At 63.8% G+C, this 24988-nt stretch carries 19 protein-coding genes and 2 tRNA genes; 9 read left to right on the forward strand and 12 right to left on the reverse strand.

The features are described 5' to 3' along the window. Positions 1–60: 60 nt before the first annotated feature. Complete coding sequence (locus J1M86_RS02125; protein ID WP_307786503.1) at positions 61–4197, reverse strand: bifunctional nitrate reductase/sulfite reductase flavoprotein subunit alpha; 4137 nt, start codon at positions 4195–4197, stop codon at positions 61–63. A 208-nt stretch (positions 4198–4405) separates the two neighbouring features. Here J1M86_RS02125 and J1M86_RS02130 point away from each other — a divergent pair, with 208 nt between their 5' ends. Together J1M86_RS02130 and J1M86_RS02135 are read left to right on the forward strand one after the other, a co-directional pair. Then, positions 4406–5014 carry a PadR family transcriptional regulator gene (locus J1M86_RS02130; RefSeq protein WP_307786504.1) on the forward strand — a complete coding sequence of 203 codons (609 nt, stop codon included), beginning with the start codon at positions 4406–4408 and terminating at the stop codon, positions 5012–5014. Beyond that, positions 5011–6507 (forward strand): MFS transporter, encoded by a 1497-nt coding sequence (locus J1M86_RS02135; protein WP_206508616.1) that lies wholly within the window; start codon positions 5011–5013, stop codon positions 6505–6507. The genes J1M86_RS02130 and J1M86_RS02135 overlap by 4 nt, the downstream gene beginning before the upstream one ends. Here J1M86_RS02135 and J1M86_RS02140 read toward each other — a convergent pair. The 4 genes from J1M86_RS02140 to J1M86_RS02155 form a co-directional block, all read right to left on the reverse strand. Then, entirely contained in the window at positions 6500–7222 is a 723-nt protein-coding gene (locus J1M86_RS02140; protein WP_206508617.1) for a GAF and ANTAR domain-containing protein, read from the reverse strand. The two genes, J1M86_RS02135 and J1M86_RS02140, sit on opposite strands and share 8 nt — an antisense overlap. Positions 7223–7330: 108 nt before the next feature. Next, positions 7331–7789: a cupin domain-containing protein gene (locus tag J1M86_RS02145; protein ID WP_206508618.1), complete on the reverse strand. Its 459-nt coding sequence runs from the start codon at positions 7787–7789 to the stop codon at positions 7331–7333. 87 nt (positions 7790–7876) lie between these two features. Further along, positions 7877–7950: transfer RNA gene (locus J1M86_RS02150), tRNA-Ile, on the reverse strand. Between the two features lie 28 nt (positions 7951–7978). Next, on the reverse strand, positions 7979–10159 hold the full coding sequence (locus J1M86_RS02155; RefSeq protein WP_206508619.1) for a molybdopterin-dependent oxidoreductase: 2181 nt from the start codon (positions 10157–10159) through the stop codon (positions 7979–7981). A 205-nt stretch (positions 10160–10364) separates the two neighbouring features. On the opposite strand from J1M86_RS02155, the gene J1M86_RS02160 reads away from it, so the two are divergent. The 4 genes from J1M86_RS02160 to J1M86_RS02175 all read left to right on the forward strand — a co-directional run bounded on the left by J1M86_RS02160 (position 10365) and on the right by J1M86_RS02175 (position 13570). Next, positions 10365–11492 carry an NDMA-dependent alcohol dehydrogenase gene (locus J1M86_RS02160; RefSeq protein WP_075840444.1) on the forward strand — a complete coding sequence of 376 codons (1128 nt, stop codon included), beginning with the start codon at positions 10365–10367 and terminating at the stop codon, positions 11490–11492. A 107-nt stretch (positions 11493–11599) separates the two neighbouring features. Next, on the forward strand, positions 11600–12412 hold the full coding sequence (locus J1M86_RS02165) for a serine hydrolase (RefSeq protein ID WP_206508620.1): 813 nt from the start codon (positions 11600–11602) through the stop codon (positions 12410–12412). Positions 12413–12559: 147 nt separating this feature from the next. Beyond that, positions 12560–13072 (forward strand): DUF3145 domain-containing protein, encoded by a 513-nt coding sequence (locus J1M86_RS02170; RefSeq protein WP_075840445.1) that lies wholly within the window; start codon positions 12560–12562, stop codon positions 13070–13072. Positions 13073–13141: 69 nt separating this feature from the next. Next, on the forward strand, positions 13142–13570 hold the full coding sequence (locus tag J1M86_RS02175; protein WP_075840671.1) for a cold-shock protein: 429 nt from the start codon (positions 13142–13144) through the stop codon (positions 13568–13570). Positions 13571–13635: 65 nt separating this feature from the next. On the opposite strand, the gene J1M86_RS02180 is transcribed toward J1M86_RS02175, so the two are convergent. The 6 genes from J1M86_RS02180 to aceE form a co-directional block, all read right to left on the reverse strand. Next, positions 13636–15069, reverse strand: coding sequence for an acyl-CoA carboxylase subunit beta (locus tag J1M86_RS02180; RefSeq protein WP_206508621.1), 1434 nt, complete (start codon positions 15067–15069; stop codon positions 13636–13638). A 112-nt stretch (positions 15070–15181) separates the two neighbouring features. Beyond that, positions 15182–16432, reverse strand: a complete 1251-nt coding sequence (locus tag J1M86_RS02185; RefSeq protein WP_075840446.1) for a KasA/KasB family beta-ketoacyl-ACP synthase — start codon at positions 16430–16432, stop codon at positions 15182–15184. A gap of 8 nt (positions 16433–16440) precedes the next feature. Further along, positions 16441–16743, reverse strand: coding sequence for a meromycolate extension acyl carrier protein AcpM (gene acpM, locus J1M86_RS02190; protein WP_075840447.1), 303 nt, complete (start codon positions 16741–16743; stop codon positions 16441–16443). Positions 16744–16917: 174 nt separating this feature from the next. After that, positions 16918–17826: an ACP S-malonyltransferase gene (locus J1M86_RS02195; protein WP_206508622.1), complete on the reverse strand. Its 909-nt coding sequence runs from the start codon at positions 17824–17826 to the stop codon at positions 16918–16920. Positions 17827–17954: 128 nt separating this feature from the next. Then, on the reverse strand, positions 17955–19289 hold the full coding sequence (locus J1M86_RS02200; protein ID WP_241259417.1) for a CdaR family transcriptional regulator: 1335 nt from the start codon (positions 19287–19289) through the stop codon (positions 17955–17957). Positions 19290–19364: 75 nt separating this feature from the next. Continuing rightward, a complete protein-coding gene (gene aceE, locus J1M86_RS02205; protein ID WP_230555722.1) occupies positions 19365–22187 on the reverse strand; it encodes a pyruvate dehydrogenase (acetyl-transferring), homodimeric type in 2823 nt (940 codons plus the stop codon). A 267-nt stretch (positions 22188–22454) separates the two neighbouring features. On the opposite strand from aceE, the gene J1M86_RS02210 reads away from it, so the two are divergent. The 3 genes from J1M86_RS02210 to J1M86_RS02220 all read left to right on the forward strand — a co-directional run bounded on the left by J1M86_RS02210 (position 22455) and on the right by J1M86_RS02220 (position 23580). Next, on the forward strand, positions 22455–22877 hold the full coding sequence (locus tag J1M86_RS02210; protein ID WP_075840449.1) for a DUF3052 domain-containing protein: 423 nt from the start codon (positions 22455–22457) through the stop codon (positions 22875–22877). 28 nt (positions 22878–22905) lie between these two features. Continuing rightward, positions 22906–23364 carry a peroxiredoxin gene (locus J1M86_RS02215; RefSeq protein WP_075840450.1) on the forward strand — a complete coding sequence of 153 codons (459 nt, stop codon included), beginning with the start codon at positions 22906–22908 and terminating at the stop codon, positions 23362–23364. A 144-nt stretch (positions 23365–23508) separates the two neighbouring features. Continuing rightward, positions 23509–23580, forward strand: a tRNA-Val gene (locus J1M86_RS02220). 36 nt (positions 23581–23616) lie between these two features. Here the strand turns inward: J1M86_RS02220 and J1M86_RS02225 are convergent. Next, positions 23617–24988 (reverse strand): FAD-dependent oxidoreductase (locus J1M86_RS02225; protein ID WP_206508624.1); only part of this gene is annotated, 1372 nt, incomplete at its 5' end.

The raw sequence follows: 24988 nt of genomic DNA on the forward strand, positions 1-24988 counted from the left end.
CCATCAGTGTCGTCGACAAGGACGGACACAAAACGGTAACGATCGATGTTGTGCAACAAGTCAGTAGACGTCGCGCACATATCGCTTCTCCGCAGAAAGGGCCCGAACGTATGCCTCGGCGCTCGACGGCGCTAATTTCCCGTGCTGGGCAACAACGCCTTTCAAAGCGTTGTCCACATCCTTTGCCATGCGGGTTGCGTCGCCGCACACGTAGAAGTGCGCACCCTCCTGTAGCCACTTCCACAACTGAGCGCCATGCTCGGTCATCCGGTCCTGGACGTACACCTTGGACGACTGATCGCGGGAGAACGCCAGATCCAGTCGCGTGAGAGTGCCGTCGTCCATCATCGTCGTCAACTCGTCGCGATAGTAGAACTCCGTCGCTGCGTGCTGCTCGCCGAAGAAAAGCCAGTTCGGACCGGTGTGTCCCAATGCTCTGCGCTCGTGCAGGAAAGCGCGGAACGGGGCAACGCCCGTCCCCGGGCCGACCATGATCATCGGCGCTTTCGGGTCCTCCGGGGGTTTGAAATGGGCAGACTTCTGCACGAAGATGGGCACGTCCTCGCCGTCCGCATGATCTGCCAAGTACGTCGAACACACACCGCGGCGGGGGATGCCGTGCACGTTGTAGCGCACCGTGGACACCGTCAGCTGAACTTCATTGGGATTCTCTTTCGGGCTCGACGAGATCGAATACAGCCGTGGCTGAAGTGGTTTCAGTACGCTCAGCCACTCGTCGACGCTTGCCCGAACCGGTGCGTGGGTCAACACGTCGATCGACTGACGGCCCCACATCCAGTCGGCCAATGCGCTTCTGTTCTCCGGCATCAGCAACCGCTCCAGGTCCGCGTCGCGTGTACGAGTTCCCACGAACGCCAACAGGTCCGGAGACGCCTTCGCGATTTCGAGTCGTTCGCGCAGCGCTGTTCGCAGTGGCATCGCATCGTGGCCCGCGATGTCGACGACCGTGTCGCCGTCGAGTCTCGTTGCCGTCAACCATTCTTCGACGAGTGCGTCACTGTTTCGGGGCCACACGCCGAGAGCGTCGCCGGCCTCGTAGCTCAACGTCCCCTCGGGGAGGTGAAAGCCGAATTGACGTACGTCCTTGGCCGAGCCCGCAGCACAGAGCGGTGTGTTACGGACCAGCGGGGTAGGCAAGGGCGATTTCTTGCCGTACGCCGTCGGTGACGCTCCGCGCGATCCGGACGTCGTGCTAGGAATCGTGCTCGGCTTGGTGCTCGTCGGGGTGCTGGTTTGGGCGGTGAGTTTGGCGAGCACGCGTTCCAGCCAGACCGAGGACGCCTCCTCGTGATCGGGTTCGCAGTCGACACGACCCACCAACCGCTCGGCTCCCAGATCGGCCAGCCGGCTGTCGAGGCGGCGGCCGTTTCCGCAGAAGTCGTCGTAATTCGAGTCCCCGAAAGCGAGAACGGAAAAGCGAACCCCCCGAAGATCGGGCGCCGATTCGCCGGAGAGTCCGTCGAGGAAGGTCAGGCCGTTGTCCGGTGCATCCCCGTCTCCGGTGGTGCTGCTGATCACCAGAACACTGTTGTAGTCGGTCAGATTCGCCGGAAGAAAGTCGTCCATGACGTGTTCCCGGACGTCGAGGCCGGATGACCTGAGCGTGTCGACACACGCGAACGCGAACTCCTCGGCGGTGCCTGTTTGCGAGGCCCACAGCACGAGCACGGTATCGCCTGACTCTTCCTCAGACGCCGCCGCGCCGTCGGCGAACGGTGTTGCATCGGTCCGTGAGAACAGGCCGGCGAGCAGCCCTTCGAACCATGCTCGGGTATCGGGCGAGAGCGGTGTCACCGGCGGGAGTGTGGGGATGCCCGACGCCTCACGCGCGGCGTCGGTGCGAAGCGCGGCCAGATATCCGGCGACGAAGTGTTGTTCGACAGGTGGGAGGGGGAGAGTGGGCCCCGCGCACGGCCCCACCAGCTCGGCGAGCGTATCGACGGGGGATCGCGTCGATACCGAGTCCGGTAGATCGGGTGTGCTTTCCGAGCTGATCTTGGTCAAAGTTACTGCGCAGACCTTGAATTCCGGTTGCTGCGAGTAAGGATCGATGGCGTCGTTGGTTACTGCATTGATCGAGAGGTATTCCCCGAAAGAGTCGTTCCAGTGGAACGGTGCGAAGCAATCTCCGGGGCGCACCCGGTCGCTGACCACGGCCGGGAGTACCGCACGGCCGCGCCGCGATGCGACCTCCACGCGGTCACCCGCTTTGCATCCGAGCCGCTCGGCGTCCAGAGGGTGGATTTCGACGAACGGGCCGGGGTTGAGCTTGTTGAGTTTCGCGACTTTGCCGGTCTTGGTCATGGTGTGCCACTGGTGCTGCAGGCGGCCGGTGTTGAGCAGGAACGGGTAGTCGTCATCGGGCATTTCCGCGGGCGCCATCGAAGGCCTGGCGAAGAACTGTGCGCGGCCGGTCGGGGTTGGGAAGGACAACGCCGGGACGCTGCCGTCCTCGCGAACCTGTTGCGTCTGGCTCACGCCGTCGTTGATGTACCGGATGGGGTGTCGGTCGTCCGGATCATCCGGCGGGCACGGCCACTGCAATGGACTCTCGCGCAGCCTCGCGTAGGTCACTCCACGCAGGTCGTAGCCGGTTCGAGGGTTGGAGAACTGCTTGATCTCCTCGAAGATCTCTTCGGCGCAGGAATAGGTGAACGCGTCCGCGTAACCCAACGCACAAGCCATGGATGCGATGATCTGCCAGTCCGGCATTGCTTCGCCCGGGGCGTCGACGGCCTTGCGGAACAGCGTGAGGTTTCGCTCCGAGTTGACCATCACGCCCTCGGACTCCGTCCACAGCGCTGCTGGAAGCACCACGTCGGCATAGCCGTTCGTTTCGGTATCGGCGAACGCGTCCTGCGTGATCACCAGTTCCGCGCGTTCGAGTCCAGCGATGACGGTCTTGCGATTGGCAACGGAGGCAACGGGATTGGTGCAGATGATCCAACATGCCTTGATGTCGCCGTCGGCCATCCGGGAGAACATGTCGATCGTGCCGCCGCCGGTGTCGGTGCGCAGTGTGCCCGTGGGCAGTTTCCACTGCTGCTCGACGAACGTCCTGTCTTCCTCGGAGAGAACCGCGCGTTGACCGGGCAAACCGGGGCCCATGTATCCCATCTCGCGGCCGCCCATGGCGTTCGGTTGTCCGGTGAGCGAGAACGGTCCACTGCCGGTGCGGCATATCGCACCCGTCGCGAGATGGAGGTTGACGAGCGCGTTGGTGTTCCACGTGCCGTGCGTGGATTGGTTGAGACCCATTGTCCAGCAACTCATCCAATTGCCGGACTCGCCGATCCACCTGGCTGCGGTCCGCAGGTCGCTCTCCGTGATACCGGTTTTCTCGCTGACGCGGGCGGGAGTGTAGTCAGCGAGGAACTCCTCCATGGCATCCCAGCCGTCGGTGAACTCCGCGATGAACTCGCGGTCGATGTGTTCGCCGGCGACCAGTAGATGGAGGAGGCCGTTCAACAGGTCCAAGTCGGTGCCAGGTGAGATCTGGAGATGCAGGTTCGCCTTGTCGGCCGTCGCATTGCGTCGCGGATCGACGACGATGAGCTTCGCGCCCTGCTTCACCCGATCCATCATCCGCAAGAAGAGAATCGGATGGCAGTCCGCCATGTTGGCGCCGGTGACGAGGAAGACGTCCGCGTGGTCGAAATCCTCGTACGAACCGGGGGGACCGTCGGCGCCGAGGGACTGCTTGTAACCCGTGCCGGCGCTGGCCATGCACAGTCGTGAGTTCGATTCGATCTGGTTGGTCCCGATGAACCCTTTGGCGAGTTTGTTGGAGAGGTACTGCGCCTCTATCGACATCTGTCCCGAGACGTAGATGCCCAGAGCGTCCGGGCCGTGCTCGTCGAGGATGGCCCGAAGTGTGCGCGCAGTGTGTTCGATGGCCTCGGAGGTCGGCGTGGGTACGGGATCGTCGCCCCGCGCGGTACGTGTCAGAGCGGTGGCGAGTCGACCGGGGGCGGCCAGCATGTCCGCGGTGGTCGTACCCTTGGTGCAGAGACGGCCACGACTGGCGGGGTGTGACGGGTCGCCCACCGACTTCTCGATTGTTGCCGTGCCGTCCGGGCGACGTCCGATCTGCAGCGTGATTCCGCACCCGACGCCGCAATACGCGCAGACCGTCTTGACGGTGTCCGCAGCACGGTCGACTGTTTCTGTTGCCACGAGATCACCCTGCTCGGTCGAGGATTCCGGACTATGACACATCAGTTAGCCCGACGTGACGTTGTCCTCACCGTTGCTCACCCGCGATGGTGAATTCGGTTCGGTGATGCACTCGGAAGGCGCGGTGGCTGGACATTTCGGTCATTCTCGCAGGTCAGTGAGCTGAGTTACTTTGACGAGCATCGAGTACTCGTGCAAGAGTAGTTTCGTGTCTTCGATACGGTTGTTCATCCTCGGCTCGCTGGCTCAGCGGGGAGAGATGCACGGTCATCAATTGAAGTTACTCGCGGAACAAGAGCACGTACACATGTGGACCGACATTTCCGTGGGCGGTCTGTACGGCGCTCTCAAGCGTATGCACGCCGAAGGGTTGATCGCCGATGTCCGCACCGAGCAGGCCGGGAATTTCCCTGCCCGGCAGGTCTACGCCATCACCGACCTCGGCCGCGGGGCGCTGACCACCCTGCGTAGGGATGGGCTGTCGGAATTCACACTACGGCCCGACCCATTCGATCTGGCTCTCACGCGACTCGACCCCGACCGTCTCGACTCCTTGCCCGAGGTCATCAACGCCCGGGTGGCGATGCTGCGCGAGTTGCTGGAGACAACGGTGACATCGACACGTAGAGCCAGGCCGTATCTCTCCCTCGCGGAGGTGTTCGCGCTCGAACACCGCGAGCAACGCCTCCTCGCCGAGATCGACTGGCACGAGAAGCTGCGCGAAGCACTACCGGACATCGTCGCCGACGAGACGGCACGGACCCATCTACCACCGCATCAACCGCCCCCGCATTCGAAGGACTGTTCACAACAATGACCGAGACCAACTCACGCGCGTCCGCCCCGACGGTGGATGTGCCTCGCCGGGCTTGGCAGGCACTGGTGGTGCTGCTGCTCGGCATGTTCATGGCGCTGCTCGACACGACGATCGTCAACGTGGCACTTCCCACGATCGAAACCAGTCTCGGTGCGTCGGAGGCAACCCTGTCGTGGATCATCTCCGGCTACGCGCTGGCCTTCGGTCTGGCACTGATCCCGGCCGGCAAGGTGGGCGATCGGATCGGCCACAAATGGGTCTTCTTCACCGGTCTAGCGCTGTTCACGGTCGCCAGCTTCGCCTGTGGATTCGCGCAGAACGACCTGCAGTTGGTGCTCGCGCGCATCGTTCAGGGTTTGGCGGGCGGCATCTTCGTGCCCGCGGTCACCGCGTTCATTCAACTTCTCTTTCCTGGGCCGGTCCGCGGCAAAGCGTTCGCGATCATGGGTGCAGTCATCGGTGTCTCGACCGCGCTCGGACCTATCGCCGGCGGACTCATCATCGAGGCCTTCGGTGACGAGAACGGCTGGCGGGGCGTCTTCTGGGTCAATCTGCCCATCGGAATTCTCGCGCTCGTCGCTGCGGCCGTCCTACTGCCGAACAAGACCGAGGAGCGGACGGGATCGGAATCGGGCATCGATTGGATCGGACTCGTGCTGATCTCCGCAGGTCTCGTCGCGCTGCTCGTTCCGCTCATCGAGGGTCAGGAACAGGGCTGGCCCCTGTGGACCTACTTCACGCTGGCTGCCGGTGTTGCGCTGGTAGCCGCGTTCGGTGCGTGGGAGGTTCGCTACAGCCGGCGTGGACACAACCCGCTGGTACCTCCGAAGCTGTTTGCGCATCCCGCTTTCACCGGAGGCACGATCCTGGCGCTCGTGTACTTCGCGTCCTTCACCAGCATCTTCTTCACACTGTCGCTGCTGTGGCAGTCCGGTCTCGGAAACTCTGCGCTCTCGACGGGCGCAGTGATGCTGCCGTTCGCGATCGGCAGCATCATCGGGGCCTCGCAGAGCAACAGACTCACCCAGCGACTGGGACGTACCGTCCTACTGCTGGGCACATCCTTCGTCGCTGTCGGTTTGATCTGGGTGTGGATCGTGCTCGCGACGACCGAAGCCGCAGACCTGACCAATTGGAAACTGCTGGTGCCGCTGCTCATCGGCGGCCTCGGCAACGGAGCGTTCATCGCCCCCAACGCCCAGTTCATCGTCGCGACCGTCGACCGAGCGGACGCGGGTGCGGCCAGCGGCGTGATCTCGACGATGCAGCGAATCGGCAGCGCGGTCGGCATCGCGGTGATCGGCAGCGTCCTGTTCGGATCACTCGAGATCACCGGCCCGGACACCGTGGCGACCGGCTTCACGCATGCCGCGTCGATGGCGATGTCGGTCAGCGCTTGCTTCGCGGTGCTCGCGTTGCTGCTCGTGTTCGCGCTCCCGAAGCGCGTCGAGGCACCCGGTGCGCCGACCCCGAAGCAGCCGTCCGCTAGTTGATGCTCTGCTTGTGCGCTTCCACCACGGACTGCGCCAGCGCCGCGATCTTGACGTTCATGTCCTGAGAGGTCTTGCGCAGCATGTCGAAGGCCTGGTCGTCGGTGACCTCGTGGGACACCATCAGCAAACCGACGGCCTTGCCGATTTCCCTGTTGCTGCGCAGCCCCATCCGGAGCGTCTGAGCTTCCTCGCCGTGCAGGATCGAGGAGACCGTCACCGACGCGAACGCCGTCAGAATGATGGCCCGATCTGCCGTTTCACTGGTGAACGCACCTGGAGTGTCACTGAACAGGTTCAGCGCCCCGACCTTCTGATGGTCGAGCAACAAGCGAAAGCCCATCGCTCCGCGAACAGGGGTGCGCGCCAAGACACCCTTGGCCAGCGCCGGCCATGCGGTGGGCGTCAGGAAGTCCGTTTCGATCTGGGCGGCCTCGTTGTCGATGGCGTCGAGGCACGGACCCTCGCCCGTTGCCCGCTCGATGTCGTCGACGGTGCGGGCTATCCCGTCGGAGGCCGCCACGGTGACGTTTCGGCCGCGGTCGACGAGCATGAGGCTGGCATGGTCGCAACCCGGAACGAGGAGCGTGGCGGCGATGCAGATCGCCGAGTAGATCTCATCGGCGCTGGTGCCGCGGTAGACGATGTCGGCGAGTGCAGCAAAGACCGTCGCTGGGTCGGTCGACGCAACTTCGGTCGCAATCTTGTCGTCGTCCATGGAGTCTCCGATCGGGTCGTGACGAATCCGGTGGTCGCTGGCACTATCCACCGAACACGCGTATCTGCATACGACCTACCAGGCTACCCAGTGCACGGAAGCGGGGGCTCACCCGGCGCACGGGGGAGCGGGTGCATCCTCGGCGAACGGTTTGCCAGGAGGTTCGATGTATGCCGCGTACAGAACGACGGGAACGTCCCCGGCATTGATGCCCTCGTGCACGTGATTTGCACCGACGTCCTCGACGACGAAGGCGCCGGCGGGCGAGGACACGTGTGCACACTCGTTCACGACGCGGGTAAGAACACCCGACTCGACGTACGCGTACACCGGGCCGTCGTGATAGTGCCAACCGGTGGTTCCGCCCGGAGCGATGACGATCTTCCGGACCGTGAAATCGGTGCCCGCGATCTCGGCGCTGCCGGGTAGCAGTGGAAACGACGCGTGCGCGAGAGTCTCCGCCGTTACCCCGGACGGCGGGGTGGCTCCAGCGAATGCGGGCGCAGCACCCGCCAGGGCGATGCAGGACAAGCATGCGGTTGCAGAGCGAACGATTGTCTTGATCATGCATCCTCCTGGGAGCGCTCCCGACCAGTTCAGAATAGGGTCAGGCGGCTTCCGGTGGAGTGGATATCGGCTCGAGAAGGAGCTGTGTGGGGCGGGCGGGGCTCGAACCCGCGACCAATGGATTATGAGTCCACGGCTCTAACCGACTGAGCTACCGCCCCATCTCGCGCTGGGCGAGCGGTCAGAATGCTACAGAACGCGCCCGCTGCCGGAGCCCACAGGGTCGGCGGTTCGATCTTCGAGCGCGGCAATGGTCACCGGCACGCCGTTGAGGATCGCGTTGGCCGATACCGCATCCACCTGCTGGGGATCGGTGACGTCGTTTGCGCTGACGCCGGCGACGGAGGTGGCGACCGACAGTTCGACGCCGTCGCGCTGATGTCCGAATCCGTGGGGCATGCTCACCACACCCGGCATCATCCGGTCGGAAGCGTGGACTTCGATGTGCACCGATCCCGCTGCCGAGGTCACCGAGACGGTGGCGCCGTCGTCGATCCCGCGGGCGAGGAGGTCGTCGGGATGCGCGAGGAGCTGGTGCCGCGGCTTGCCTTTGGTGAGCCGAGTCGCGTTGTGCATCCAGGAGTTGTTGCTGCGTAGATGACGTCGTCCGATCATCAGGAGCTCCCCGTCGCGAAGTGGCTCGGCGCCGAGCATCGCATCGTGCAACGCGGGCAGATCGGCAACGATGATGTCGTGCACGAGCTGAATCCGCTTGTCGCGAGTCTGCAATTTCCCGGGCAGACCGGGCTCGAGCGGACCGAGGTCGATGCCGTGCGGAGACTTCGCCAGCCGCGACACCGACAGCCCATTGCGTTGCCTGCGCAGCAGTAGGTCGACGGTGCGCCGTGGAGAGAGTCGAAGACGCGCCTCCCGGACTATCGACGCGGGCTGGAGCCTCGACTTCCACTGGTCGAGGCGGGAGCCGGCGCGGCGCGCCTGGTAGCGCAGCGCGAGATCGCGGAAGATCTCCCAATCGGCTTTGGTCCCCGGCTTCGGCTTCAAGATCGCCGGCATGAACTTCGCGGTGTTCCGCACCGCGAAAGCCTGAAAGATCAGGTCGTAGTGATCGCGCTCGAGCGCCATGGTCGGCGGCAGAATGACGTCGGCATGACGTGAGGTCTCGTTGACATAGAAGTCGAACGACACCATGAAGTCCAGATCCGCGAACGCCTCGTCCAGTTTCTTACCACCAGGCATGGACAGGACGGGATTGCCCGAGAACACCGCCATGGCACGGATCCGACCCTTGCCTGGTGTGGTTATCTCGTCGACCAGCGTCGAGCTCGGGAACTCTCCGGAGAACTCCGGAAGATCTCGAACGCGGGATCGCCAGGCGTCGAAATGACCCCTTCCGACCACCTTCTTCCCGATGAGATCGATCGCGGGACTGGTCAGCATCGCCCCGCCCACACGGTCGAGATTGCCGGTCACGATGTTCAGTACCTGGATCGCCCACTGGCACACGCTGCCGAAGCGTTGCGTGGACACACCCATGCGTCCGTAGGCGACGGCGGAGTTTGCCCCGGCAAATCGCTCGGCGAGCGAGGTGATGTCGGCGGCGGAGATGCCGACCGCAGGGGCGACGGCCTCGGGGGTGAAATCGGCCACGAGCGCGGCGACGTCATCCGCGCCGTCGACGTAGTCGGCGATTCGGGTGGGTAGGCCGAGGACGACGTTGATCATCGCCAGCAGCAGCAGTGCGTCGGTCCCCGGACGGACGAAGTGATGCTCGTTGGCGACATCGGCGGTTTCGGTCTTGCGCGGGTCGACCACGATCATGGTGCCGCCGCGCGCTTGGAGGTCACGAACACGGTGCGCGAAATCGGGGACCGTCATCATCGATCCGTTGGAGACCATCGGGTTTCCGCCCAGGACGAGAAAGAGGTCGGTGTGGTCGATGTCGGGGATCGGCAGCGCCAGCTGGTGGCCGTAGAGGAGGTAGTTGACCAACTGATGTGGCAGTTGGTCCAGCGAGGTGGCCGAGTATCTGTTCTTGGTCCGCAACATGGAGGTGAAGGGGACCCCGTGCGTCAGTGCTCCCACGCTGTGCACGTTGGGGTTGCCCTGGTAGATGCCGACGGAGTTGGCCCCGTGCTTTTCGCGGGTGGAGACCAGGCCGTCGACGACGAGATCGTAGGCCTCGTCCCATCCGATCTCTTTCCAGCCGGTCGGCGTTCGGCGCACGGGTGCAGTCAGCCGATCCGGGTCTGCATGCAGATCGATCAGCGACAGCGCCTTGGGGCAGATGTGCCCCCGTGAAAGTGGGTCCTTCTTGTCCCCGCGAATGGCTGTGACGGTGTTGTTCTCGACCGTGTATTCCAGTCCACACATCGCCTCGCACAGGTTGCACGATCCGTATTCCACCGTCATTGGAAGATCTCCCCTCGATTTGCTCCGAGCGTAGCGCGGGGTCGGTGCGTTGCCGGCTGATCCGCACGAGTCTCATCGCGTCGAGTTGCATTCACACCAATCAATTACTAGAACGTGTTCCAATTTTGGACTTGTGTGACTATCGTCGGTTGCACTGCGATCGGCTCGAACAGCGAGCCGAGCTGCGTGCGAAAGGCGAGTCGCGATGAAAACCAAGGGCGCTGTGCTGTGGGGTCTCAACGAGCCGTGGTCGGTCGAGGAAATCGAAGTCGGGGATCCGGTGGCCGGTGAGGTCCAGATCCGCATGGAGGCGGCAGGAATGTGCCACTCCGACCACCACATCGTCACCGGTGCCACACCGATGCCGTCGTATCCGGTCATGGGTGGCCACGAAGGTTCCGGAGTCATCACCAAGGTGGGACCGGAAGTGAAGACCCTGAAAGAGGGCGACCACGTCGTCCTGTCCTTCATTCCGTCGTGCGGTCACTGCCCGGCCTGCGCCAACGGACATCAGAACCTGTGCGATCTCGGTATGGGACTGCTCAGCGGAATGGCTATCAGCGACGGCACCTTTCGGATTCAGGCGCGAGGCCAGAACGTCATTCCGATGTGCCTGCTGGGAACCTTCTCTCCGTACATGACGGTGCACGAGACCTCCGCCATCAAGATCGACGACGACATCCCCTTCGACGTGGCCTCACTCGTCGGCTGCGGCGTGCCCACCGGGTGGGGGTCCGCCACCAATGTCGCCAAGGTGACCCCGGGTGAAACCGTCGTGATCATCGGCGTCGGGGGAGTGGGCCTGAGTGCACTGCAGGGCGCTGTGCAGTCGGGTGCCACCAAGGTCATTGCCATCGATCCTGTTCCGTTCAAACGAGATCAGGCGTTGAAGTTCGGCGCGACCCACGTATTCTCCAGCGCAACTGAGGCATTGATGCCGATCATGGAACTCACCGAGGGGAGAATGGCGGAGAAGACCATCATCACGGTCGGCGAGATCAAGGGTGAAAACATCGAGGAGGCGCTGCTCCTCACGGCCAAAGCCGGACGATGCGTCGTCACCGGAATGGGCCGGATGGAGGACATGGACGTCAAGCTGAACTTGTTCCTGTTCACCATGCTGCAGAAGGATCTGCAGGGCGCGATCTTCGGCGGCGGCAACCCGCGTCATGACATCCCGCTGCTGCTGTCGATGTACAAGAGCGGCCAGCTCAATCTCGACGACATGATCACCAACACCTACACCCTCGACGACATCAACTCCGGCTATCAGGACATGCTCGACGGCAAGAACATCCGCGGCGTCATCAAGTACACCGACTCCGACCGGTAGTTCACGCAATCCAGGCAGCCCACGATCGCTTGAATGGCACATCCATGCGATCAGATGGCGTGGGAGGACCATTCAAGCGCAGGGGGCACACGACTAGGGTTGACGACGTGCACAGTCTTGATTTGATCGCTGGTTGGCCCGTGGACAACGCGTCGGCGACGGTGGTGTCCGATTCCGGTGTGGTCGATCGGTACGGCGACCTCGATCGCGTCTACGAGCTGGCGTCCGTGACCAAACTTCTCGTCGCGTATGCGGCGCTGGTTGCCATCGAGGAAGAGGCCATCGCGCTCGATCAACCCGCTGGCCCCGAAGGGTCGACGGTGCGGCATCTGCTCGCACACAGCTCCGGGCTCGCGTTCGCCGATCAGCAGGTGCAGGCAAAGCCCGGCACCAGACGGATCTACTCGAGTGCCGGGTTCGAGGTGTTGGCGGACACGATCGCCGCGGAGACCGGAATCCCGTTCGAGGACTACCTCGCCGAGGCGGTGTTCCACCCGCTGGGGATGACGAACTCGGTGTTGGACGGCCCGGCCGGGCACGGCGCCCGCTCGTCGGCGAACGATCTGTCGGCGTTTGCCGCCGAACTGCTCGACCCACAGCTGCTGGCTGCCGATACGGTCAGCTGTGCCGTCACCGTGCAGTTCGAAGGGTTGGCCGGGATTCTTCCCGGCTACGGCTCGCAGAAGCCGAACGACTGGGGGCTCGGTTTCGAGCTGCGGGACTCGAAATCGCCGCATTGGACCGGTCTCCGCAATTCGACGCGCACCTTCGGTCATTTCGGGCAGTCGGGGACGTTTCTGTGGGTCGATCCCGACGCTCGTCTTGCCACCGTGGTGCTGACGGATATGGCGTTCGGTGAGTGGGCTAAGCCCCTGTGGCCCGAGTTGTCGGACGAGATCATCGGCAACAACACCAGGTGAGCCGATAGATTCAGGAGTGCACTGGCGTAACAGGGGTAACTCGGGGCACACTAGTACAGGTACGCGTGTGAAGGCAGCATCTGAAAATCAGCGCATGTCGAGGTCGTTGGGGAAGACGTCCCTCGTCGAAGCTGGAGGTGTTATCGAATGCGCGCATCGAATCAATTCGCGGATGCGACGGCGGGTGTTGTGTACATCCACTCGTCGCCCACTGCGTTGTGCCCGCACGTGGAATGGGCGCTGTCCGACGTGCTCGATAGTCGTGCGAAGCTCGCCTGGTCGGCGCAGCCGTCGTCCGACGGCCATGTGCGTGCAACCACCAACTGGGTGGGGCCGGTGGGCACGGGTGCCAAACTCGCCGAAGCGCTACGTCCGTGGCGAATGCTGCGTTTCGAGGTCACCGAGGATCCCAGCGAGGGTGTGGACGGTGAACGTTTCGCACACGTGCCCGGACTCGGCCTGTGGCGCGGCTGCACCAGCGCCAACGGCGATGTCATCCTCGGTGAAATGCGCCTCAAAGCGATGATGGCGGGTAATTCGTCCTCGCTCGCGGCCGAGATCGACTACGCCCTCGGCACCCCCTGGGACGAAGCGCTCGAGCCGTATCGCAGTTGCAGCGCGGAATTCGACGCCTCCTGGCTCAGCCGCAACGCAGGTTGAGCGACGTCCAGTATCGTCGGTGCCGTGCCAGGGAAGGCATGTGGGCTGGTGTGTGGAATGGGTGGTGTCATGTTGTCGACCGGTAAGGTCATTCGATTCGACGAGTTCAAGGGATATGGTTTCGTCGCTCCGGACGAGGGCGGCGAGGACGTGTTCATCCACGTCAACGATCTGGATTTCGACAAGCGTCTTCTCGCTCCCGGTGTTCGCGTCGAGTACGTAGCCGAGGAGGGCGACCGCGGACTCAAAGCGGGCCAGGTGCAGATCATCGATTCGCCGAAGCCGGTTACCCGCGCTGCGGTGCCGGCTGTCGTTCCCGACGCCGAGACGGCCGACTACGACGATGTCGGCAGCGATGTTCTTTCACCGCACGAGTTCTCCAACGAGCTGACCGAGGCATTGCTGCGCGCGAATCGTGGCCTCACCGCCGAGCAGATTCTCGACGTGCGCCAAGTGGTCATTCGGCTCGCGCACTCACACAGGTGGCTCGAGAACTGACCGCGTAGCCCCGCGAACAACTGTGCCCCGGTGACCAGTCACCGGGGCACAGTTGTCTCAGTTGCTCAGAGGGGAATGTTCTTGTGGTTGCCGCGGAGCGCAGGCGCCCCGGCAAGAGCCTTTGCGATGGTCGAGCGTGTGCTCGCCGGCTCGATGACCTGATCGACGACGCCGATGGCCACGGCCCGGTCCACCCCGCCGGCGATGGTCTCGTGTTCGACGGTGAGGCGATCGTGCAGGGCCTCGCGCTCACCCTCGGGCGCCGCGGCCAGAGCCTTCTTGTGCAGGATCCCCACAGCAGCCTTGGCGCCCATCACGGCGACCTCTGAACCCGGCCACGCGTACACCGCGGTGGCTCCGAGGGCGCGGGCATTCATGGCAATGTAAGCACCGCCGTAGATCTTGCGAGTGACCAGGGTGACCCGGGGGACCTTGGCTTCGGCGAAGGCGTGCAGCAGTTTCGCCCCGCGGCGAACGACGCCTTCCCATTCCATGCTGACTCCCGGCAAGTATCCGGGGACGTCGACCACAACGACGAGCGGGATACCGAAGGCGTCGCACAGCCGAACGAAGCGGGCCGCCTTCTCTGCACTCTCGGAGTTGAGGCAACCACCGAGACGGATCGGGTTGTTGGCGATGACGCCGACGGTCCGCCCGCTCAACCGCCCGAGCCCGACGACGATGCTGCGCGCCCAGCCGCCCTGAAATTCCTCGAAGGTCGATTCGCCCTCGACGTTGTCGAGCAGTTCGTCGATGATCGGATGGACGTCGTAGGCCCGGCGATTTGACTCCGGCAGCAGAGCACGGAGATCGGTGTCACCATGCTCGGCGGCCGCGATATCGAATGTGCCCTGCTCACTGAACATCGACACCAGCCGGCGAGCACGGGTGAGTGCGTCGAGTTCGGTGTCCGCGACGATGTGGCAGACGCCCGACTTCTTGTGGTGCGTATCGGGTCCACCGAGAGATGCCATGTCGACCTGCTCGCCGGTGACGCTGCGGACGACGTCGGGACCTGTTACGAAGACACGTCCCTCGGGAGCCATGATGACGACATCGGTCAAAGCAGGACCGTATGCGGCGCCACCGGCTGCGAAACCGAGAACGACAGAAATTTGTGGGACGACACCCGAAGCGCGAACCATCGCCTCGAACACCAGGCCGACGGCGTGGAGTGCTTCGACACCCTCGGCGAGCCGAGCTCCGCCGGAATGCCAGATTCCGACAATGGGCGCGCCGCGGTCGAGCGCGGTGTCGATGGCCGAGACGATGTGTTTGCACCCGTCGACTCCCATGGCGCCGCCCATGACGGTGGCGTCGGAGCAGTAGGCGACGGTGTGCACGCCGTCGATATCACCGGCGGCGGCGAGCAGACCGGACTTGTCACGGTCGTGCAGCGGAACCATGGTTCCGGCATCGAAGAGCTTTTCCAGTCGCGCGACCGGATCGCGAGGATCGGTGGAACTACCCGAACGGGTGAGGGGGGACAGAATGGTCATCGCCTTCTCCTTCTGCGTGCCCCGGATGCGGGGCGATCCCCGGGCGGAGGTCGATGAAGACCCCCACCCGGGTTCGAGTGCTCAGGGCTGAAAAGTCACCTGACGGTGGCTATCAGGCCCGACCGAAGGCGAGCGCCACATTGTGCCCACCGAATCCGAACGAGTTGTTGATCGCGTAGTCGATCTGTCCGGCGCGGGCTTCACCCTTGACGACGTCGAGATCGATCTCCGGATCCTGGTTCTCCAAATTCAGCGTGGGAGGGATGATTCCCTCTCGCACTGCAAGCACCGTCAACACCGACTCGAGAGCGCCGACAGCGCCGATCGAGTGGCCAAGTGCAGACTTCGGTGCATATACAGCCGCGTGGTTGCCGACCGCCTTGTTGATCGCGAGCGCCTCGGCTGTGTCACCGATCGGTGTGGCCGTGGCGTGTGCGTTCACATGCGTGATGTCGGACTTCTGCAACCCTGCGGTCTCGATGGCCCGCGACATCGCGCGGGCAGCTCCGGTGCCTTCCGGATCGGGTGCCACCAGGTGGAAACCGTCGGAGGTGATACCGGCGCCGAGCAGACGTGCGTGAATCGTTGCTCCGCGAGCCTTCGCGTGCTCCTCGGTCTCGATGACCATGAGCGCGCCTGCCTCGCCGAAGACGAATCCGTCGCGATCCTTGTCGAAAGGACGCGATGCACCCTTCGGGTCGTCGTTGTTGGTGCTCATCGCGCGCATCATGGAGAAGCTCGCGATCGGCACCGCGTCGATGTATCCCTCGACGCCACCGGTGACGACCATATCGGCGTCACCCATGACGATCATCCGCCACGCATGCGCGATGGCTTCCGATCCCGAGGAGCAGGCCGACACCGGCGTGATGACGCCGGCCTGTGCCTTCAGTTCCAGCCCGACGACCGCTGCGGGGCCGTTGGGCATGACCATCTGAACGGCGAGCGGGGACACCTTGCGGTAGCCGCCGGCCTTCATCTTGTCGTTGGCGTCGATAAGTGCATCGCCGCCACCGAGACCGGTGCCGATGGACACTCCGAGACGGAGCGGGTCCACCTCGGGGCTACCGGCGTTCTTCCACACCTCGCGGCCGAGCACAGTGGACAACTGCTCCACATAGCTCAGGCGACGAATCTCCACTCGGCTGAGCAGAGTCGTCGGGCTCACGGCAAGGTGACCGCCGATTCGAACGGGCAGGCCGTACTCGGAGACGAAGTCGTCCTCGAGCACACCGATGCCGCTCTCGCCGTTCAGCAGACCCTTCCACGTGGCGTCCACGTCACCGGCGATGGACGTGGTCGCAGCAAGGCTGGTGACGACGACACTCGGGAAGCGTCCGTTGTTGGTGGATGGGTTGGTCACGGTTGGACTCACTCGCTCGCGGAGTCGTCGAGCTTGGCCTTGATTGCCTCGGCAGCTTCGGGGTTCTCGGCTTCGAGCTTCTGGATGTACGAGACAGCGTCACCGACCGTGCGCAGGCTTGCGAGGTCCTCGTCGGGGATCTTGACGCCGTACTTGTCCTCGGTCTGAACAGCAATCTCCACCATCGACAGGGAGTCGATGTCGAGGTCGTCCACGAAGGACTTCTCGATGGTCACCTCGGAGGGCTCGATACCCGTGACCTCCTCGATGATCTCTGCAAGTCCGGCGATGAGGTCTTCCTGGCTGGCCACTTGAGTGGCTCCCTTCTTTTCGGTCGATCTTTTGCGGGTCGGTGCGTCGTGAATCGACGCACCGAAGTCTTTGCCACTGCGCTATCCCACGAACGGTCCTTCGTGTGCGCCACCGATTCCTCGAGGTGGGCACGTCGAGCCCGTGACGCAGGTGGTCACGGGAGTTTCGTAAAGCTAGGTCAGCTCGGCCAATGCTGCAATATCTTCGGGCTTCTTGAGCCCGAGGTTCGGGGTGCCACGCATTTCGCGCTTGGCGATTCCGATCAGTGTTCCCGCCGGAGGCAGCTCTGCCACAGCGGAGACCGCGCGCTCGCGCAGCGAGGCGGTGCACAGATCCCAGCGGACAGGCTTGGTCACCTGAGCTGCCAACTTGGCAAGCGCGTCTGCGCCGGATGTCACAGCGTTGCCGTCGGAGTTGGAGAGCAGAGTCCGGACGGGTTCGTTCGGCGTGATCGATGCCGCGGCAGCAGTGACTGCTTCCTGGGCGGGTGCCATGAAGCGGGTGTGAAATGCGCCCGCAACGGGAAGTGCACGCACGCGAGCCTTCTCCGGCGGGTTCGCGGCCAGCTCGGCCAGTGCGGTGAGCAGACCAGCGGCGACGATCTGGCCGGCAGCGTTGATGTTGGCAGGTTCGAGGCCGAGTTCTTCGAGACGGGCGAGCACGACAGCCTCGTCGCCGCCGAGAACCGCGGACATGCCGGTCGGTTCGAGCGCGCATGCCTTGGCCATCTCGGATCCGCGGACGGCGGCCAGAGTGACGGCCTCGTCGGCGGTGATCACCCCTGCCACCGCGGCGGCTGCAAGCTCGCCCACCGAATGCCCTGCGACGACGATGTCCTGCGGCAGGATACCGCGGCTGGCGATTTCCTCGAACGCCAGCAATGCCGCTGCCACGACGAGCGGCTGAGTCACCGACGTATCGGTGATCTCCTCGGCTGTCGCGGTGGTGCCGAGACGCACGAGGTCGAGACCGGACGCCTTGGACCACAGGGCGACGCGATCTGTAGCTCCGGGTAGTTCGAGCCATGGCACGAGCATTCCGGGTGTCTGGGAGCCCTGGCCGGGCGCAAGCAACGCAATCACATCGTTAAGAGAACACCGTTGAGGCCGGTTTCAGAGATGTTGCTCTCGATGAACTCTTGCTGTGCAATTTGTGGAGACCCCACAAAACGGCTCACGGAGCGCTCGCATCGCCGCACCCCTGCATGGCGTTACGTCACAACTTCGCCGAATGTTACCTGTGGGATGTGTGGTGCTGGATAGTGTGGTTCGTGATGCGTTCGAGTCAGTCGTCCTACTGTTGCCGCGACCCGAAGCACGTACGCATCACGAGATTGTGTCGGGTCGCGGCCCGTAACCTCGGCAATTCTCTTCAAGCGATAGCGCACCGTATTTGGATGAACAAACAGCTGCCGGGCGCACATCTCGACCGCACCGCCACAGTCGAGGTACGCGTCCAGGGTGTCCGCGAGCCCGGAACCCGCGGAGAACAACGGCTGAACCAGTAGGTCGTTGAGAGCCTCGATGGCAGCGGAATCACCCAGCAACGCACGTTCCGGCAGCAACTCGCCGGCATGCACCGGCCGCGGAGCGCCTCGCCAACCAGCCACCGCCTGCATTCCGGCGAACGCCTCGACGGCGCTCGAATGCGCAGCGCCCAGAGTGCGCGTGGTCGGTCCGATGACCACAGCCCCATCCGAAAAATTGCGCAGCATGTCCTCGAGAAACGAACTGCTCGTCGGATCGTCTGACAACCGTCCGCTCACAACCATGACCAACCTGGTCCCCTGAACCACGGCGAGAGCGGCGCGATTGTGCTTCTGCGCGACCGCATGCACAGTGCCCACCACAGACACGCCCTGATCGTCGGGGGGAGTGCCCACCAGCACCGTTGCAGGCGCGGTGGCGTCCCAGTTCAGCGTCGCAGCCCGCGAAAGCATGTCCGATCCGGTGTCGCCGCGCACAACGGCGTCGACGACAAGAGCCTCGAGCCTCGTGTCCCACGCACCACGCGACTCCGCAGCACTGGCATATACCGACGCGGCCGCGAAACCAAGTTCGCGGCCGTACCGCAACACCGCCTCCGTCAACGCAACCAGCTGCTGATCGTTGCGAGCCAACGCCGGCAACCACTGCTCGAAGAACTCCATCGCAACGCGAACCATGTCCACCGTCTGACGCAGCGTCAGACGCCGCGCCAGATCCTGCGGAATGACCTGAAACGCATCCAGGCTGAACCTGATATCGCTCTGCGGGTTCTTCAACCATTCCAAGAAGTTGTCCACCGCCGTCTGAATCAACAACTGCACACTCGACCGCTGTGCCGCGTCCAGACCAGCGAAGAACGGCAACTGATCCTGCATCGCCGTCACGGCCTCCGTCGACAAGCGCCCGGAGAACTGCTTCACCCGGCGCAACAACGCGTCGGGAAGCGGATCGCGCTTCTGCCGTGACGGCGACAACGCCTTCACCGGAAGATGCACCTCGTTGTCGGTGATGTAGCTATCGGGGTACTCGCCACCACCGGCTCCGTTCTTGTCGACCATGAGAAAAACCTACGCCCGCCCACCGGGGTCCCGCGACGACGGGACTTCGGTGGACGGGCGAGGGTGGGTTACGGATTATGCGGAACCGGTATCGGCGTACGAGGTCGGCGCAGCATGCACGTCGTCGATGCGGTACTTCTCCGCGGCCTCGACTGCCTTCGACTTGTCGATCTCACCCGAAGCCGCGAGAGCCGACAACACGGCGACGACGATGGATTCGGCGTCGACGTTGAACACGCGTCGAGCAGCCGGGCGGGTGTCGGAGAAGCCGAAACCGTCGGTACCGAGCGTGACATAGTCGCCCGGCACCCACTGGCGGATCTGGTCCGGGACTGCGCGCATCCAATCCGAGGCCGCCACGACCGGGCCGGCCGAGTTCGACAGGGCCTGCGTCACGAACGGCACACGCTTCTCGGCGCCCGGATTGCGAAGCGCTTCCTTCTCCGCCTCGACACCGTCACGGCGAAGCTCGCCCCACGAGGTGACCGACCAGACACCGGAGCGGACGCCCCACTCGGACTCGAGCAGCTCACGGGCCTTGCGTGCCGAGACGATACCGACTCCCGACGCCAGAATCTGCGCCTCGGGGCCATCGCCGTCCTGCGGCTTCTCGAACAGGTAGATGCCCTTGAGAAGTGCGTCCACGTCGAGGTCCTCCGGCTGGGCCGGCTGCTGGTAGGGCTCGTTGTACAGGGTGATGTAGTAGAAAATGTTCTCACCGCCGAAGCCTTCGACTCCTTCGGTGCCGCCGTACATTCGGCGCAGACCGTCCTTGACGATGTGGGCGATCTCGTAGGAGAAGGCCGGGTCGTACGCGACGGCGGCCGGGTTGGTCGAGGCCAGTAGCAACGAGTGACCGTCCGCGTGCTGCAGGCCCTCGCCGGTGAGCGTGGTGCGACCCGCGGTGGCGCCCAGGACGAATCCGCGTGCCATCTGATCGGCAGCTGCCCACAGGCCGTCACCGGTGCGCTGGAAGCCGAACATCGAGTAGAAGATGTACAGCGGGATCATCACCTCGCCGTGCGTCGAGTACGAGGTGCCGACTGCGGTGAACGACGCCGTCGAACCGGCCTCGTTGATGCCCTCGTGCAGGATCTGACCCGACGAGTTCTCCTTGTAGGCGAGCATCAACTCGGAGTCGACCGATGTGTACAGCTGGCCGTTGCGGTTGTAGATCTTGAGCGACGGGAACCACGAGTCCATACCGAACGTGCGGGCCTCGTCGGGGATGATCGGCACGATGCGGTGGCCGATCTCCTTGTCGCGAAGAAGCTCCTTCATCACGCGCACCAGCGCCATCGTCGTCGCGACGTCCTGCTTGCCGGAACCCTTGAGCAGCGTCTTGTAGGTGTCGTCGCTCGGCTGCGGCAGCGGCTTCGGGGTGACCCGACGCTCGGGGACGAACCCGCCGAGCTTGCGTCGACGATCGAGCATGTACGCAATCTCCGGGGCATCGGCGCCGGGGTGGTAGTACGGCGGCAGATACGGATCCTTCTCCAACTCCTCGTCGGAGATGGGGATGTGCTGCAGGTCGCGGAAGGTCTTCAGGTCGTCGAGAGTGAGCTTCTTCATCTGGTGCGTCGCATTGCGCCCTTCGAAGTGCTTACCGAGGGTGTAGCCCTTGATGGTGTGCGCCAGGATGACCGTCGGCTGGCCCTTGTGCGCCATCGCAGCGGCGTACGCGGCATGGACCTTGCGGTAGTCGTGTCCGCCGCGCTTGAGATTCCAGATGTCACCGTCGGAGAGATCCTTGACCAGTTCCTTGGTGCGGGGATCGCGGCCGAAGAAGTGATCACGAACGTAGCCGCCGTCGTTGGCCTTGTACGTCTGGAAATCCCCATCGGGGGTGGTGTTCATCAGGTTGACGAGCGCACCATCGCGGTCGGCGTGGAGCAGTGCATCCCACTCGCGTCCCCAGACCACCTTGATGACGTTCCAGCCGGCGCCGCGGAAGAACGACTCCAACTCCTGGATGATCTTGCCGTTGCCGCGGACCGGTCCATCGAGGCGCTGCAGGTTGCAGTTGACGACGAAAGTCAGGTTGTCGAGACCCTCGGTGGCGGCGACGTGCGCCAGGCCGCGCGATTCGGGCTCGTCCATCTCGCCGTCGCCCAGGAACGCCCAGACGTGCTGGTCGGAGGTGTCCTTGATGTCGCGGTCGTGCAGGTAGTGATTGAAGCGTGCCTGATAGATGGCGTTCATCGGACCCAGGCCCATGGAGACCGTCGGGAACTCCCAGAAGTCCTGCATCAAGCGAGGGTGCGGGTACGACGGCAGGCCGCCGCCGGAGTCGGAGTGCGAGTACTCCTGGCGGAACCCGTCCATGCGCTCGGCGGGGATGCGTCCTTCGAGGAATGCGCGTGCGTAGATGCCGGGGGACGCGTGACCCTGGATGAAGACCTGGTCGCCGCCACCCGGGTGATCCTTGCCGCGGAAGAAGTGGTTGAAACCGACCTCGTAGAGCGCGGCGGAGGAAGCGTAGGTGGAGATGTGTCCACCGACTCCCACTCCGGGACGCTGGGCGCGGTGGACCATGATGGCGGCGTTCCATCGAATCCAAGCGCGGTAGCGACGCTCCATCGATTCGTCACCGGGGAACCACGGTTCGTTCTCGGTGGGAATCGTGTTCACGTAATCCGTGGACGTCAAAGACGGCAGCGCGACCCGACGTTCACCGGCGCGTTCGAGCAACCGCAGCATCAGATAGCGCGCACGGGCCGGACCCGACCGTTCGAGGAGACCGTCGAAGGATTCGATCCATTCGTTGGTCTCGTCATTGTCGATGTCGGGCAGGTAGCTGGCGACACCCTCGCGGATGACGCGTACTCGACCGTCCGAGCCGGTGGGCCCGCTCGTCTTTGCGGCAGATTTTGTGTTCTGCCGATCGTCCTGGTTCATCTCGGACAACGTGTGTACTCCTCAATGTGGCGGGCGCTCGGTGTGGCGGCCGCTGCCATGTATCTCGCACTCTGTGACGGCGATCTACGTTCCTCGTTTCAGTGATCCTGATCAATTCTCCTACACATCTCCGGTGGAGGTAGTACGGAGTCCCAATACCCGCCAGTAGAAATTTATGTACGCAATTTCGGCGCGGTCAGCTTGCGGTTACGGCTAAAACACTGTTCGCTTGCACTACTTCACCCACTATGCAAGGAGGTCACCACCGTGGTCGCCGCGGCGGACGCTCAGAACTACGCTCAGAAACTTGGAATCACCCGCGACTTGGTTGTCCAGGAGCTGGGCTGGGACGAGGACACAGACGACGACCTCCGGGCAGACGTCGAGGACGCTATCGGCGGGGAGACCCTCGATGAGGACTCCGACGAGGTGATCGACGTCGTACTGCTGTGGTGGCGCGACGGAGACGGTGATCTCGTCGACGCGCTCATGGACGCCATCGGTCCGTTGTCGGACGACGGATTCGTCTGGGTCCTCAGCCCCAAAACCGGACTTCCAGGCCACGTCGAGCCCAGTGAGATCGCCGAGTCGGCTCCCACGGCAGGGTTGACGCAGACATCGGCTCAAAATCTGGGCGACTGGATCGGCAGTCGGCTGGTTCAGCCCAAGACGCAGGCAACCAAACGGTAGAGACAGCCGAACAGGAAGACGGAATTCGATGCCACTCGAGGTGGGCGCGTCGGCGCCCGACTTCACTCTGAAGGACCAGAACAACCAGGAAGTCACCCTGTCCTCGTACCGCGGGGCCAAGAACGTTCTGTTGGTCTTTTATCCGTTGGCATTCACCGGGACGTGCCAGGGTGAGCTGTGCAAAGTACGTGACGAGCTACCCAAGTTCGAAAACGACGACTCGGCGATCCTGGCCATCTCGGTGGGGCCACCACCCACTCACAAGATCTGGGCCGCGGAGCAGGGATATACCTTTCCGCTGCTGTCGGACTTCTGGCCGCACGGCGCGGTGGCGCAGGCCTATGGCGTGTTCAACGACAAGGCTGGATTCGCCAACCGCGGTACCTTCGTCATCGACAAGGACGGGATCGTTCGCTTCGCCGAGATGAACCAGCCCGGCGAGGCCCGCGATCAGTCAGCGTGGGAGAAGGCACTGGCTTCGGTCTAGGCGCTTCGCACATGTGCGCGGAAATACATAGCCAGCTATGTATTTCCGCGCACATAGGAGGGCGTCTGACGTGCGGAATTGGAGATCCGGCGTCTACACGATAAATTTCTCCAAGCGTTCCGTTGGCTCAGGCCAGCGGCACTCGGGCGTATAGCTCAGCGGTAGAGCTCTGGTTTTACACACCAGCGGTCGGGGGTTCGAACCCCTCTGCGCCCACAACAGAAGTGACGTTCGAACCCTTGACCGTCGAGGTCATCCCCGATCGGCAGTGCGTTCGTGGGCGATGGTGAGCATCTCGTCGGTGGAGGTGAGTTTCACCTGTGGGCGACCCGTGGCGCGGCCGGCGGCGCGTTCGAACTCGTCGATCCGCTGCCACTGAGCGCGGTCGATGCGGTGTGGCTGGCGGGTGTCGAGAAGTTCGGTCAGCTCGCGCGGAGATCGTGCCGGGTCGGTGAGCCTGCCCGAATCGAAGTCCTCGAGCAGTCGATCGACGGTTTCGGCGGCGCAGCTGCGGTTGGTGCCGATCACACCCGAGGGGCCGCGTTTGATCCATCCTGCTGTGTACACCCCGGGTAGCGGCTGGCCGGTGCTCGGGTCGAGCACCCGTCCGTGCTCGTTGGGTATGGTCCCCGAGCGGGTGTCGAAGGGGATCTCGGGGATCGGTTGGCCGCGAAATCCGACTGCGCGCAAGACGAGCCCGGTCTCGATGTCCTCGATGCGGCCGGTTGGTTCGGCGGAGGGCGTGCCCTCGCGTTCGATCATGCGGTTGTGCGCGATGCGCAGGCGTTCGACACGGTCGGTACCGAGTATCTCGGTGGGAGCGCTCAGGAAGCGCAGCGTCAGTTGTTTGGTCCCGCCGCGGTTGGCGGCCAGAACCTCGGACAATGCCCTGGACTTGCGTGCGGGGGTGTCGTTCAGGTCGTCGCCGGTGCGGGTCACCGGATCGGTGAGAACGTCGATGTCGTCGAGGTGGGCGAAGGCCAGCAGTTCTGGCGTGGTGTAAGCGGCCTGCGCGGGACCGCGCCGCCCGAGCAGCACCACTTCCTCGATCTTGCTGTGTGCCAGTTGCTCGAGCGCGTGATCGGCAATGTCGGTGTGGCGCAGTCGTTCGACGCCCATAAGCAGTATCCGGGCGATGTCCAGGCCGACGTTGCCGTTGCCGATGACCACGGCGCGACGGTGTCCGAAATCGAAGCGTCGCTCCCGGTAGTCGGGGTGTCCGTTGTACCAGGCGACGAACTCCGCGGCCGCATGGCTGCCCGGAAGGTCTTCCCCGGGGATGCCGAGTCGTCGATCGCTCAACGCGCCCACGGTATAGATCACCGCGTGGTGGTGTCGTGCCAGTTCGGCGTGGGAAAGGTGTCGTCCGATCTCGACGTTGTAGAAGGTGTGGAAGTTCGACCGCGCAGCGGTCCAGGAGAATACGTCGGTGATCTTTTTGGTATGAGTGTGGTCGGGCGCGACGCCCGCGCGGACGAGCCCGAACGGTGTCGGTAGTCGATCGAACATCGAGACCTGCACCGCGGAGTCCGTCTCGGAGAGCAGGCGTTCCGCGGCGTAGAACCCGCTGGGACCCGCGCCGACGATCGCTACACGCAACGGTGTGCGGTGCGTTGTCCGTTGC

Source organism: Rhodococcus sp. KRD197, assembly GCF_017168235.1.
Taxonomy (GTDB): Bacteria; Actinomycetota; Actinomycetes; order Mycobacteriales; family Mycobacteriaceae; genus Rhodococcoides.